The sequence below is a fragment of the Burkholderia sp. BCC1638 genome (assembly GCF_902833195.1).
In the GTDB taxonomy this organism is placed as follows: Bacteria; Pseudomonadota; Gammaproteobacteria; order Burkholderiales; family Burkholderiaceae; genus Burkholderia; species Burkholderia diffusa.
In genome coordinates this window covers 23,548-37,500 of record NZ_CADFEC010000038.1, presented here as the reverse complement: position 1 = coordinate 37,500, position 13,953 = coordinate 23,548, and the positions used below count along the sequence as shown (strand labels likewise).

Genomic DNA, 13,953 nt, shown 5'->3' with positions numbered 1-13,953 from the left:
TGGCTCGGGTTCAGCCCTGACGGTGCGCGTCCTCGCTCAGGAATCGATGGACGAAGGTCACGGCCATCGCCCCCTCGCCGACCGCCGACGCCACCCGCTTGACCGAACCCGACCGGACGTCGCCCGCCGCGAACGAACCCGGCACGCTCGTTTCCAGAAAGTACGGCCGGCGCTCGAGCGGCCACACACGCTCGAATGCCGGACAGTCGTAAAGATCGCTGCCGGTGACCAGATAACCGCCCTCGTTGCGGATGATGCTCGTATCCCTTGCCCATTCGGTGTTCGGCGCACCGCCGATGCAGACGAACAGGTGCGTGGCCGGCAGCACTTCCCGCGTGCCGTCTTCCGTGCGCAGCACGATCGCCTCGAGTCGATCGTCGCCCTGCAGCGCGTCGACGGTCGTGCCGTAGCGGACGGTCACGTTCGGCATGCGTTCGATCCGGTCGATCAGATAGCGCGACAGCGTCGCCGCGAGCGACGCACCGCGGACGATCATCGTGACTTCGCGTGCGTGCCGTGCGAAGTTCATCACGGCCTGGCCGGCCGAATTTCCGCCGCCGACGATGAACACGTGCTTGCCCTCGCACATCGACGCTTCGCTCGATCCCGCGCCGTAGAACAGGCCTGCGTTGAGAAACTGCTGTTCGTCCGGCAAACCGAGGCTGCGGTATTCGATGCCGGTCGCACAGATATTCGCGCGCGCGGTCAGGATCGAGCCGTCGGCCAGGTCGACGCGAATCTTGCCGTCGACGAACGTCGCATGCACGCCCTCGCGCATCATCAGCAGCTCGACGCCGAACTTGACCGCCTGCTGGCGCGCACGCTCGGTCAGTTCGGCGCCCGGTATGCCGTCCGGGAAGCCCATGTAGTTCTCGATCAGCGAACTGGTCCCCGCCTGTCCGCCGACCGCATCGCGCTCGATCACGACGGCCCGCAGCCCTTCCGACGCCGCATAGACAGCGGCCGACAAGCCCGCCGGGCCGGCGCCGTAGATCGACACGTCGTACTCGACGAAGCGCGGCCGGGCGACCCAGCCGAGCTTGGCGGCGATCTCCGGCAGCGTCGGCTGGTAGAGGCACGTGCCGTCCGGAAAGACGACGGCCGGCAGCCGGATGTCGCGCAGCGGCGCGATGCCCAGCTCGCGCATGCAGTCGGTGTCGGACGTCAGCTCGCACCACGCGTACTTGACCACGCCGCGCTTCAGGAAGTCGCGAATTGCGTAGGCCTCCTTTCTGTTCGGCAAACCGATGACCTTGACCTGCTGAGACTGCGTCATGAAACCTCCAGGTGACCGCGGTGCCGTATTTCATGTCGGCCGTACTTGCGACTGTACGTCGTCATCGCCTTCACGCCGCCGCGCTTCATAAGAATTAAGGTCCGCTCGCACCGCGACCGTCCACAATGAAGCCTGTCCACCTCCGCTCGCAGCTTCGTGCCGGCCGCGCTGCGAGCGCTCTGCGGCGCCGGCATCGGAGCGAAAGATGGCCACGACCTGCACTCACCTCGGCGAAGCACGCGTGCTGAACACGGACAAGGACTACTGCGAGGAATGCGTGAAGTCCGGCAGCCGGTGGGTGCATTTGCGCCTGTGCCTGAGCTGCGGGCAGGTCGGTTGTTGCGACTCGTCGCCGAATCGCCATGCGAGCCGGCATTTCCACGAAACCGGCCACCCGCTCGCCCGTTCGATCGAGCCGGGCGAGCGCTGGGTATGGTGCTACGCGGACGACGTCATGGCCGGCGAGATCGCGTCGTAACGCATCGCGTGGCGGCATCCGGCACCTTTTCCGACCACGGGTAAACACCGCTCGATCGCGGCTTTGTCCTGCCGATCTTTTCCACTAGAATTTATCGAACGATAACTTATCGCCCGATAAACACGAGGTGTCCCATGCCTGTATCCAGACTCGCGCACTACTCGATCCGCACGCTCGACCTCGAAAAATCGTGCCGGTTCTATGAACGCGTGCTCGGCTTCAAACGCGGCTATCGCCCGCCGTTCGACTTTCCGGGCGCGTGGCTCTACAAGGGCGGCGACGAAGCCGACTACGGAATCGTTCACATCATCGGCGTCGATCCGGCCAACCCGGACGGGCTCGCGGCCTATCTCGGCGACAAGGCGCTGTCGGCCAGCGGCACGGGCACCGTCGATCACATCGCGTTCCTCGCGACCGGCGTCGAGGCGACGTGGCATACGCTGCGCGCCGAGAACATCCCGTGGCGCGACCGCACGGTGCCGAGCCTCGGGCTGCACCAGGTCTTCATCGAGGATCCGTCCGGCGTGACGATCGAACTCAACTTCCCTGCCGCCGAGGTCGAGGGCCTGGCGCTTCCCGACGCGGCCGCAGCGGCCCGCGCATCCATCGGAGACTGACATGAACGACGTCACTTCAACCCACCGCAAGGCCGTCATCGTCGGCGGCTCGCTGGGCGGCCTGTTCGCCGCGAACCTCCTGCTGCGCAACGGCTGGGACGTGGACGTGTACGAGCGGGTGCCCGAGGCGCTGTCGGGCCGCGGCGCCGGCATCGTCACGCATCCGGAACTGTTCGACGTGATGCGCGCCGCGGGCGTGCGCATCGACGAATCGATCGGCGTCAAGGTCGAGTCGCGCATCACGCTGTCGCAGGACGGCGCCGTGGCGTCGGCGCGCCGGCTGCCGCAGACGCTTACCGCGTGGAGCAAGATGTATCACGTGCTGCGCGCGGCGCTGCCTGATCAGCACTATCACCCGGGCGCCGTCGTGACCGACGTCTCGGACGGCCCGGCGCACGCGTCCGTCACGCTGTCCGACGGCTCGATCGTGCACGCCGACCTCGTCGTCGCGGCCGACGGATTCCGCTCCGCGATTCGCGAATGGCTCGTGCCGGACGCACGGCTTCAATACGCGGGCTACGTCGCGTGGCGCGGGCTGGTCGACGAAGCCGCGCTGTCGGACGCAACCCACGCGACCCTGTTCGACAAGTTCGCATTCGGCCTGCCGCCGCGCGAACAGATCCTCGGCTATCCGGTCGCCGGCCAGGGCAACAGCACGCTGCCCGGCGAGCGCCGCTACAACTTCGTCTGGTATCGCGCGACGAGCGAGGAAATCGACCTCCCGAACCTGCTGACCGACGAGACCGGCAAGCTGTGGGCGGGCGGCATTCCGCCGACGCTGATCCGGCGCGACGTCCTCGCCGATCTCGAGGACGCGGCCCACGCGCTGCTCGCGCCGCAGTTCGCGGAAGTCGTGTCGCGCGCGACGCAGCCGCTGTTCCAGCCGATCTACGACCTCGAAGTGCCACGCATGGCGTTCGGCCGGATCGCGCTGCTCGGCGATGCCGCGTTCGTCGCGCGGCCGCATTGCGGAATGGGCGTCACCAAGGCCGCCGGCGATGCGCTCGCGCTCGTCGAGTCACTCGCCACGCGCGCCGACACGCTCGACGCACTGAGCGAATACAGCGAAACGCGCACGGCGTTCGGCGCCGCGATCGTGCAGCACGCGCGCCATCTCGGCGCCTACATGCAGGCGCAACTGAAAAACGACACCGAGCGCGAAATGGCCGAGCGCTATCGAACGCCGGAAGTCGTGATGCGGGAAACCGCCGTGCCGCCGCACGTCTGAGCCCGGCAACGGCGGACGCCGCGCACGACACGCGCGACGCTCACGCCCCGCCACGACATTCGATCCATCGAGGAGACACCGTGAACCACACGCTTCCGGCCACCGCCGGCACCGCGCCCGATCCGGACTCGCCGGCGCAGGCCCCGCATCCGCTGCTGCGCGATGCCCGTTTTCGCACGCTCGTCAGGCGCAGAAGGCTGCTCGCCTGGTCGCTGACGCTCGTCATGCTCGCCCTGTATTTCGCGTTCATCCTGACGCTGGCGTTTTCGCCGACGCTGCTCGGCCAGCCGATCATGCCGGGCCGGCCGACGCCGTGGGGCATCCCGGTCGGCTTCGGCATGTTCGTCGTCACGTTCGCGCTGGTCGCGCTGTACGTGTTCCAGGCCAACTCGGTCCACGACGCGCTCGTCGCGTCCATTCGTGACGGAGACGCGCAATGAAACGCCTGCTCCTCGCATCGATCGCCGCCGTCGGCGCGGCGCCGGCGTTCGCGGCCAGCCCCGCGGCGCTCGCGCACGGGCACAACCCGGTCGCGATCGGCATGTTCCTGCTGTTCGTCGCGTCGACGCTCGTCATCACGCGCTGGGCCGCGCGCAAGAACCACAGCGTGGCCGACCACTACGCGGCCGGCGGCCGGATCACCGCGCTGCAGAACGGCTGGGCGATCGCCGGCGACTACATGTCGGCGGCGTCGCTGCTCGGCATCTCCGCGCTGGTGTTCACGAGCGGCTACGACGGCCTGATCTATTCGGTCGGCTTTCTCGCGAGCTGGCCGATCATCCTGTTCCTGATCGCCGAGCCGCTGCGCAATCTCGGCAAATACACGCTCGCCGACGTCGTGTCCTATCGCCTGCGGCAACGGCCGATCCGCGCCTTCGCGGCGTCGAGCTCGATCGTCATCGTGCTGCTCTATCTGGTGTCGCAGATGGTCGGCGCGGGCAAGCTGGTCGAACTGCTGTTCGGTCTCGACTACACGGTCGCGGTGCTGGTCGTCGGCGTGCTGATGGTCGTCTACGTCTTCTTCGGCGGGATGCTCGCGACTACCTGGATCCAGATCGTCAAGGCCGTGCTGCTGCTCGCCGGCGCGGCGTTCATGGCGTTCATGGTGCTCGGCCGTTTCGGCTTCAGCCTCGACGCGCTGTTCGCGCAGGCCGTGAGCGTGCATCCGAAGCATGCGGCGATCCTGCATCCGGGCGGCCTGGTCTCCGATCCGGTCTCGGCCGTGTCGCTCGGCCTCGCGCTGATCTTCGGCACGGCGGGTCTGCCGCACATCCTGATGCGCTTCTTCACGGTCGGCGACGTCAAGGCGGCCCGCAAGAGCATCCTGCATGCGACCGGCATCGTCGGTATCGGCTACATGCTGATCGTGATCATCGGCTTCGGCACCATCGCGCTGGTCGCGCCGGACCGGCAGTACCACGATGCGTCCGGCGCCGTGACGGGCGGCGCCAACATGGTGGCGATCCACCTCGCGCATGCGGTCGGCGGCAACGTGTTCCTCGGCTTCATCTGCGCGGTCGCGTTCTCGACCATCCTGGCCGTGGTCGCCGGACTCACGCTCGCGGGTTCGTCGGCGATCTCGCACGACCTCTACGCGAACGTGCTGCGCCGCGGGCGCGCGTCCGACCGCGAGGAAATGCGCGTGGCGCGCGCGACGACCGTGGTGCTCGGCGTGCTCGCGATCCTGCTCGGCATCGCGTTCGAGAAGCAGAACATCGCGTTCATCGTCAGCCTCACGTTCTCGATCGCGGCGAGCTCGAACTTCCCGGTGCTGCTGCTCTCGATCTACTGGCGCGGGCTGACGACGCGCGGCGCGGTACTGGGCGGCCTGCTCGGGCTCGCCACCGCCGTCACGCTTACGGTGCTGAGCCCGACCGTGTGGGTGACGGTGCTCGGTCATGCGCATGCGGTCTATCCGTACGAATATCCGGCACTGTTCTCGATGGCGGCGGCGTTCGCCGGCGTCGTCCTGTTCTCCGTCACCGATCGCTCGGCCCGTGCGCGACATGAGCGCGCGCAGTTCGACACCCAGCTCGTCGCGTGCGAAACGGGCATCACAACGGGCATCTCGCAACGCGGCGGAGCCGCACGATTCGAGGAGTCGATATCCGCATGAGACACGCCACGCTGACCTGCACCTGCTGCCCGTCGCCGGCCCGGCGACGCCTGCTCGGCGCGTTTGCCGCGCTTGCCGGCACGGCCGTGGCCGGCCGTTCGGCATCGGCCGCCGAAACCGCGAACGCCCCGGCCGCATCGACCGCCCCGTCGCTGCCGAGGCCGCGCGCGATCGACGTCCACGCGCACTACTACCCCGAAAGCTTTTGCGATCTGGTCGGCGGCGAGGGCAAGCGCTTCGGCGGGTCGTTCACGTGCGACGACGCATCGTTCACGTTCCGCACGCCCGCCGGCGGCCTCGGGCCGCTGCCGATGAAGTTCATCGACGTCGACGCGCGGCTCAGGGACATGGATGCGTCCGGCGTCGACGTTCAGGCGCTGTCGCTCAGCGTGCCGATGGCGTATTGGGGCGACCGGCCGTTCAATGCGAAGCTCGCGCGCGACTGGAACTCGGCCGCGTCGCGCGTCTACCAGCGGCATCCGGCACGATTCGTCGTACTCGCGACGCTGCCGATGCTGAACGCGACCGACGCGATCGACGAACTCGAACGCGCCGCGCAGTTGCCAGGCGTGCGCGGCGTGTACATGGGCACCAACATCGACAACCGCGATCTCGACGATCCGTTGTTCGCGCCGGTCTTCGCGCGCATCGCGCAACTGAACCTGCCCGTGTTCCTGCATCCGCAGCAAACGGTCGGCGGCGCGCGGCTCGGCGATTTCTACCTGAGCAATCTGCTCGGCAATCCGTTCGATACGGCGATCGCGGCCGCGCATCTGATCCTCGGCGGCGTGCTCGATCGCCATCCGGACCTGCACTTCACGTTGCCGCATGCAGGCGGTGCGTTGCCGATCGTCGCGGGACGCCTCGACGCGGGCTGGACCGTGCGCCCCGAAACGCGCCGGCTCGCGCAGAAGCCGAGCAGCTATCTGCGGCGCTTCAGCTACGACACGGTGTCCCATTCCGGGCCCGTGCTGGACTTCCTGATCGCGAACGTCGGCGTCGATCGGCTCGTGCTCGGCAGCGACTACTGCTTCGACATGGGCTACGAACAACCGGTCCGCTTTCTCGATCGCGTCGACCTGACGGCGGAACAGCGTTCGATGATCCTCGGCGGCAATGCGGGCAGGCTGCTGCGCATCTAGCGCGCGGGCCGGCCAGCGAAAACGCATGCGACCGGCCGCGCCTGCACGATCGGCGCAGCCCGCCGACGCACATGGCATCATCCGGCGAACCGTCGGCACCACGCGCGTCGGCACGCGGGCGGGCAAGCGGCCGGCGGTGCCGTCTTTCGAACATGGAGTCACGCACGATGAAAATAATCATTGCCGGCGGGTCGATCGCCGGTCTCGCGGCCGCGCTGACGCTCGACTGCATCGGGCACGACGTAACGGTCTACGAGCGCTCGCCGTCGCCGCTACGCGGTCAGGGCGGCGGCGTGGCCGTGCTGCGCCGGATGATGGCGTTCCTCGAACAGCATGGCCGTCATTGCCGGCAGATGATCAGCGTGCCGACGCATCGGCGGCGCTGGATCGATCGCGACGGCAGCGTCACGCGGGACGAACCCGAAATGCTGCCGTTCTCGTCGTGGGACGCCGTGTACCGCTCGCTGTGCGAGACGCTGCCGCCCGGACGCATCCGTTACGGCCGCGCGGTCAGCGGCTTCGAGCAGGACGCCGACGGCGTCGACGTTCTCCTGGGCGACGAACGCATCCGCGCGGACGTGCTGATTGCGGCCGACGGAGCGGGCTCGACCCTGCGCACGCGCCTGTTTCCCGGCTACGCGCCGTCGTTCGCGGGCTATCTCGCGTGGCGCGGCATCGTCGACGAAGCCGATTTCGACGCCGCCGCGATTGCGCCATTGGTCGAGAACATGACGCTTCACAAGGCGCCGGGCGAGCTGTTCATGGCGTTCCTGATTCCCGCGCTCGACGGCTCGCTCGCGCCGGGCGCGCGCCGTTTCAACTGGCTGTGGTATCGCAACGAAGCCGACCGCACGGCGCTGCGCCGCCACCTGACCGATCGTGACGGCAACGTCCATCATGCATCCGTGCATCCGGGGATGCTTGCGGATGAGACCGTCGGCGCGCTGCGGCAACTGGCGGAAGAACGATTGCCGGCATCGTTGTCGCAACTGGTGCTCGCGACGCGCGCGCCGTTCAACCAGGCGATCGTCGACGCGCTGAGCCCCGGCTTCGTCAACGGCCGCGTGGCGCTGATCGGCGATGCGGCCTGCACCGTGCGCCCGCATACGGCCTCCGGCACGTCGAAAGCGGCGAGCGATGCGGTGTCGCTCGCCGAAGCGCTGCCGGCCGACGCGGCCGACGTCGTCGAACGTCTCGCGCGATGGTCGGTGCGACGGCGTGAGGAAGTGACCGCGTTGCTCGCGAAGGGGCCGCAACTCGCGGCCGCGTTCGGCCTCGGCACACCGCTTTGACATGCTGGCCGGCGATGACGGAATCGATGTCGCCAACGCCGACACGATGGTCCGCAATGCGCCGCGGCGCACGACGGAACCGCACGCGATGCCCGCCGCCTGCGTTCAGAACGTTTCAGCGCGGTTTCAGGTAACGGCGCCGCCCCCCGCGTAGACTGCCCCCATCATCCGCCGCACGGGCCACGCCCCGCGCGCAATCCCACCTTCTGGAACGACGACATGAACTCCGCCGCGAATCGCCATCGCCGGCCCGGCTCGTCATGGCCGAACCGGTCGGCCATGCGCCATCGCCATCCGCCGGCCCCGGCCGCAACCGCCGTTGCCGGCACGCGCCGGCCCGCCTGTCACGGCAAGCGGATCCGCGCCGCATCGGGCGAACCGCACGGCCGACGCCCTTTCCATTGCCACGCCAACTGCACGACGCCGAACGAACCGGCTCGCCGGGAGCGCGCATGAAGCACAAACGTCTCTGGTTCGGCGCGGCAGGTGTCGCGGTCGTCGGCCTCGCGGTCGCGATCGGCATCATGTTCCGGCCGTCGATCGCGCCGATCGATCCGCCCGCGCGCGCGTCGTTCGATCCGCAGCTCATTCGCGCAGGCGCGCGCGTCGTCGCGCTCGGCGACTGCGTCGTCTGTCACACCGCGAAGGACGGCAAGCCGTTCGCCGGCGGCCTGCCGCTCGCGACGCCGTTCGGCACGATCTACGCGACCAACATCACGCCGGATGCCGACACGGGCATCGGCCGCTGGTCGCAGGCGGCATTCGCGCGCGCGCTGCGCAGCGGCATCGCCCGCGACGGCCATCCGCTGTACCCGGCGTTTCCGTACATCCATTTCACGCGAATGTCCGACCAGGACATCGCGGCCGCATACGCGTATCTGATGACGCGCGAACCGGTCCAGACGAAGACGCCGGCGAACGACCTGATCTTCCCGCTCAACTTCCGGCCGCTGGTCGCGTTCTGGAACGTGCTGTTCCTGCGCGAGGGCGCGTACCAGCCCGACCCGTCGCAATCCGCGCAATGGAATCGCGGCAAGGCGCTCGTCGACGGCCTCGGGCACTGCGCGTCGTGCCATTCGCCGCTCAATGCGATCGGCGGCGAACAGGCCGGCAAGGCGTTCGACGGCGGCATCGTCGACGGCTGGGAAGCGCCGCCGCTCAATACGCTCGGTCACGCGGTCCGGCCGTGGACGCAGGCGCAACTGGTCACGTACCTGCGCACCGGCCGCGCGAGCGAGCATGGCGCGGCCGCCGGACCGATGCTGCCGGTCACGCGCGATCTCGCGACGGTGCCGGTGGAGGACGTCGAGGCGATCGCCGCGTACATCCTGTCCATCCAGAAGCCGGCCGCCGCCCGTCCGGCAACCGCCGGCGCGGGACACGGCCCGACGACGCCCGCCGGACAACGCGGCGCGGTGCTGTTCCAGGCGTCGTGCGCGCAGTGCCACGGGCCGGCGTCGCCGATGCAGTCGATCGGCGAACGGCCGACGCTCGCGTTCAGCACGGCGATCGCCGCCGACACGCCGCGCAACGCGATCCAGATGATGTTCAACGGTATCGGCTGGCACGGCGAGGACACGCTGAACTACATGCCGTCCTATATCGACCAGTACGACGACGGGCAGATCGCGGATCTCGCCGCCTATCTCCGCGAAACATATTCCGATCGCGCCGAATGGACCGGCGTCGACACCCTCGCCGCGAAGCTCAGAAAGGAGGACCGCGCGCAATGATCGCCCTCACCGTGAATGGCGTGCGACACACGCTCGACATCGATCCCTCAACGCCGCTCCTGTACGCGCTGCGCAACGACCTGCACCTGCACGGCGCGAAGTTCGGCTGCGGCCTCGGGCAATGCGGCGCGTGCACCGTGATCGTCGACGACAAGCCGATGTTCTCGTGCCTGATCCCGGTCGCCGCGCTCGGCGAGCGTCGCGTCAGGACCCTGGAAAGCCTCGGCACCGCCGAGCATCCCGGCAAGCTGCAGCAGGCGTTCATCGATCATCAGGCGGCGCAGTGCGGTTACTGCATCGCGGGCATGATCATGCGCGCGCAGGCGCTGCTCGAACGCAACCCGAAGCCGACCGAGCGCGAGCTGCGCGCCCACATGGAACCGAACCTGTGCCGTTGCGGCACCCACATGCGGATCCTGGCGGCCGTACGCCAGGTCGCGGGGATGCCGGAGCCGGAACCGTCCGCCGCGCCCGTCATGATCAACAAGGAAATCTGATGAACGCACCCGACGACATCGACGAAGGCCGCCGGCACTTCATGGTTTCCGGCGCGCTCTTCGTCGCGTTCACCCTCGCGCCCGCCGCGCGCGCGCTCGCCGAGGTCGTGATCGCGGACGAAGGCGCCGCCGTCCACGTCGCCAAGGCCACCGAAACGCTGGCCGGCAGCCTGAAGACCAACCCGCTGCTGGACGCGTGGATCAAGATCGCGCCCGACGGCAAGGTCACCGTGTTTACCGGCAAGGTCGAGCTCGGCACCGGCGTGCGCACCGCCTTGCTGCAGGTGGCCGCCGAGGAGCTGAACATGAAGCCCTCACTGATCACGTTCCTGACCGCCGACACCGGCGCGTCGCCCGACGAGGGCCTGACGGCCGGCAGCCACACGATGGCGGACAGCGGCTCCGCGCTGCTGAACGCCGCCGCGCAGGTTCGCGGTCTGCTGGTCGACGGCGCGGCGAAGCAGTTCGGCGTCGATCCGCGCACGCTGACCGTCGCCGACGCCGTCATCAAGGCGCCGGACGGCCGCACGATGCGCTACGCCGACGCGGTGCGCACCGTCGACCTGCACCGCAACGCCACGCCGACGTCGCCGCTGAAACCGCCGGCCACGTTCGCCGTGATCGGCACGTCGCTGCCGCGCGTGGACATTCCGAACAAGGTCACGGGCGGCGTCAGCTACGTGCAGGACATGACGCTGCCCGGCATGCTGCATGCGCGGGTCGTGATGCCGCCGGTGTACGACGCGAAACTGCTGTCGTTCGACGAAGCCGCGATCCTGAAGATGCCGGGCGTCGTGCGGATCGTGCGCAACGGCAGCATGCTCGCCGTCGTCGCCCAGGGGGAATGGCAGGCGGTGCTCGCGCAGCGCGCGCTGGCCGCCGGTTGTCGCTGGTCCGGCGGCCGAACGCTGCCCGGTCGCGAGACGGTCCACGCAGACCTGAAGCGGATTGCGACCCAACGCATCGAGATCGCCAACACGCACGCGCCGAGCGCGCCGGCGACGAAGACGCTCTCCGCCACGTTCCTGAAGAACTATCTGCTGCACGGCTCGATCGGGCCATCGTGTTCGGTCGCCCATCTCGAGAACGGCACGCTGACCGTGTGGACCCACTCGCAGGGCGTTTATCCGCTGCGCGACGCGCTCGCGGAAATGCTGTCGATGCCGAAGGCGAACGTGCGCTGCATCCACACCGAGGGCTCCGGCTGCTACGGGCACAACGGCGCGGACGACGCGGCCGCGCATGCGGCGCTGATCGCGGCCGCGATGCCCGGCAAGCCGATCCGCGTGCAGTGGATGCGCGAGCAGGAACATACGTGGGACCACTTCACGCCGGCGATGGTCACCGAGCTCAGCGCATCGCTCGATGCGGGCGGCCGCATCGTCGACTGGAAGTACGCGCTGTGGAGCAGTTCGCACAACGAGCGCATCGTCAACGCCGGCCGGCTTCTGCCCGCCCGCATGCTCGAGCCGCCGTTCGTGTCCGCGCCGTCGACGCCGATGCTGCAGCCCGAGGGCGGCGGCGATCGCAATGCGATCCCGCTGTACGCGCTGCCGAACATGCACATCGTCAACAACTTCTCGCCGACGATGCCGCTGCAGACTTCCGCGATGCGCTCGCTCGGCGCGCACACGAACGTCTGGGCCATCGAAAGCTTCATGGACGAACTGGCGCACGCCGCCGGCGTCGATCCGGTCGAATTCCGCCTGCGCCACATGGAGGATCACCGCGCGCGCCAGGTGATCCAGCTCGCCGCGACCAGATTCGGCTGGCCGCGGCCGCCGCGTGCACGCAATCGCGGCGTCGGCTTCGCGTTCGGCAAATACAAGAACCTGATGGGTTACGTCGCGATCGCGGTCGAGGTCACGGTCGTGCCGGAGACGGGCCACGTGACGCTCGACCGTGCGGAAGTCGCCGTCGACGCCGGCCAGATCGTGTCGCCCGACGGCATCCGCAACCAGATCGAGGGCGGCATCGTGCAGGCCGCGAGCTGGACGCTGTACGAGGCGTTGAAATACGATACGCAGCGCATTCGCAGTTTCGACTGGAGCAGCTATCCGATCCTGCGTTTCCCGGCCGCGCCGCAAAGCGTGAAGGTGCACCTGATCAATCGCCCCGGCGCGCCGTTTCTCGGCGCGGCCGAGGCGTCGATGGGGCCGACCGCCGGCGCGCTGGCCAATGCGATCTTCGACGCGACCGGGCAGCGCATGCGCGAAATGCCGTTCGCCGGCGATTCGCTCAGGAAACGCATCGACGCATAGCTGCGGATCACAACCGATCGCGCCGGCACGCACCGGCGCCGACAATCGACAGGCTGGAGATTTCTGAACGATGGATACCTTGCTTTCGATGCGCGTGTTCACGCGCATCGTCGAGACGGGCAGCTTCACGCGCGCGTCGGACACGACCGGACTCACGACGCCGCGCGTGTCCGCGCTGCTGAGCACGCTCGAACGGCATCTCGGCTGCCGGCTGCTGAACCGCACGACGCGCCGCATCTCGTTGACCGAGGACGGGCAGGCCTATTACGAACGCTGCGTCGGCGTGCTGCGTGAGATCGACGACATGGAAGCGGCCGTCTCGCAGGCGCGCAACGTGCCGCGCGGCCGCCTGAAGGTGAACCTGCCGCCGGCCATGGCGAAGCAGATCATGGTGCCCGCGCTGCCGGAGTTTCTCGCCGCCAATCCGGGCATCTCGGTCGAACTCGGCGTGACCGACCGGCAGATCGACCTGATCGGCGAAGGCGTCGATTGCGTCGTGCGCATCGGCGCGCTCGACGATTCGGGCATGGTCGCGAAACGGATCGGCAGCCTCACCACCTGCACCTGCGCGGCCCCCGCCTATCTCGAACGATGCGGCGCCCCCGAAACGGTGGACGACCTGGCGCAGCACGTCGCGGTCAGTCACATCTCGGCCGATACGGGCCGGCCGCGTCCGTGGGATTTCGTCGTCGACGGCGAACCGCGCATCGTGCAGATGTGCGGCACGGTCGCGGTGAACGACGCCGACACCTACATCGAATGCGGCCTCGCGGGGATCGGCCTGATCAAGACGTCGCTGTACCTGGTCGAGCCGTACCTGAAATCGGGGCGTCTGCGCGAAGTGCTGACCGATTTCAACCCGCCGCCCCGGCCGATCTCGATCCTGTATCCGCCCAACCGGCATACGCCGGTCAAGCTCAAGCTCTTCGTCGACTGGCTCGCGGGCCAGTTCGCGGAGATTCCGACGCTGCAGGGCAAGCGCGGCTGACAGCGACACCCTCGTCGCGCGCCGCATGAATCAAATGATTTAAAGCGGCGTTTCAGGACAATTCAGTCCGCGCGATCCAGACTGGTTCATGGGCTTCGCGAGCCGCGATATCCGCGCCGGTGGCCCGCTTCACGCTCGTGCCGACGCTGCCGCGCGGCGCCCGCGCATGATTCCACGCGCGATCCGCCCCCTTTGCGCGCCACGCAATGCTCGATTGCGCAGCGGGCGTATTCCCTTGTTATCGATCGATCAATAATCTTGACGGCAATGCGGCGGCTGTCGTTTCGCCGCATCGGCAATCGCACCGCCCGCCCGAAGAACGGGC

12 protein-coding genes are annotated in these 13,953 nt (G+C 68.4%); 11 read left to right on the top strand and 1 reads right to left on the bottom strand.

Features of this window, described 5'->3' with window-relative positions:
• Positions 1-10 precede the first annotated feature (10 nt).
• Positions 11-1,276: an FAD-dependent oxidoreductase gene (locus HWX22_RS28570; protein ID WP_175916850.1), complete on the bottom strand. Its 1,266-nt coding sequence runs from the start codon at positions 1,274-1,276 to the stop codon at positions 11-13.
• A gap of 205 nt (positions 1,277-1,481) precedes the next feature.
• On the opposite strand from HWX22_RS28570, the gene HWX22_RS28565 reads away from it, so the two are divergent.
• From HWX22_RS28565 to HWX22_RS28515, 11 genes are all read left to right on the top strand, one after another.
• Positions 1,482-1,754 (top strand): UBP-type zinc finger domain-containing protein, encoded by a 273-nt coding sequence (locus HWX22_RS28565; protein ID WP_059534396.1) that lies wholly within the window; start codon positions 1,482-1,484, stop codon positions 1,752-1,754.
• A gap of 134 nt (positions 1,755-1,888) precedes the next feature.
• The gene (locus HWX22_RS28560; protein ID WP_175911415.1) at positions 1,889-2,371 is read left to right on the top strand and encodes a VOC family protein; all 483 of its coding nucleotides are present in this window, start codon (positions 1,889-1,891) and stop codon (positions 2,369-2,371) included.
• Between the two features lies 1 nt (position 2,372).
• Positions 2,373-3,599: an FAD binding domain-containing protein gene (locus HWX22_RS28555; protein WP_175911416.1), complete on the top strand. Its 1,227-nt coding sequence runs from the start codon at positions 2,373-2,375 to the stop codon at positions 3,597-3,599.
• Between the two features lie 80 nt (positions 3,600-3,679).
• Positions 3,680-4,039 (top strand): DUF485 domain-containing protein, encoded by a 360-nt coding sequence (locus tag HWX22_RS28550; RefSeq protein ID WP_175911417.1) that lies wholly within the window; start codon positions 3,680-3,682, stop codon positions 4,037-4,039.
• Positions 4,036-5,715: a cation/acetate symporter ActP gene (actP, locus tag HWX22_RS28545; RefSeq protein ID WP_175911418.1), complete on the top strand. Its 1,680-nt coding sequence runs from the start codon at positions 4,036-4,038 to the stop codon at positions 5,713-5,715. Before HWX22_RS28550 ends, actP begins: the two co-directional genes overlap by 4 nt.
• Entirely contained in the window at positions 5,712-6,857 is a 1,146-nt protein-coding gene (locus HWX22_RS28540) for an amidohydrolase family protein (protein ID WP_175911419.1), read from the top strand. Before actP ends, HWX22_RS28540 begins: the two co-directional genes overlap by 4 nt.
• Before the next feature lie 167 nt (positions 6,858-7,024).
• The gene (locus HWX22_RS28535; RefSeq protein ID WP_175911420.1) at positions 7,025-8,149 is read left to right on the top strand and encodes an FAD-dependent monooxygenase; all 1,125 of its coding nucleotides are present in this window, start codon (positions 7,025-7,027) and stop codon (positions 8,147-8,149) included.
• Positions 8,150-8,601: 452 nt separating this feature from the next.
• The gene (locus HWX22_RS28530; protein ID WP_175911421.1) at positions 8,602-9,882 is read left to right on the top strand and encodes a cytochrome c; all 1,281 of its coding nucleotides are present in this window, start codon (positions 8,602-8,604) and stop codon (positions 9,880-9,882) included.
• Positions 9,879-10,379 (top strand): (2Fe-2S)-binding protein, encoded by a 501-nt coding sequence (locus tag HWX22_RS28525; protein ID WP_059534405.1) that lies wholly within the window; start codon positions 9,879-9,881, stop codon positions 10,377-10,379. Before HWX22_RS28530 ends, HWX22_RS28525 begins: the two co-directional genes overlap by 4 nt.
• Positions 10,379-12,640: a molybdopterin cofactor-binding domain-containing protein gene (locus HWX22_RS28520; RefSeq protein ID WP_175916849.1), complete on the top strand. Its 2,262-nt coding sequence runs from the start codon at positions 10,379-10,381 to the stop codon at positions 12,638-12,640. Before HWX22_RS28525 ends, HWX22_RS28520 begins: the two co-directional genes overlap by 1 nt.
• Before the next feature lie 70 nt (positions 12,641-12,710).
• Positions 12,711-13,628, top strand: coding sequence for a LysR family transcriptional regulator (locus tag HWX22_RS28515; RefSeq protein ID WP_175911423.1), 918 nt, complete (start codon positions 12,711-12,713; stop codon positions 13,626-13,628).
• Positions 13,629-13,953 lie beyond the last annotated feature (325 nt).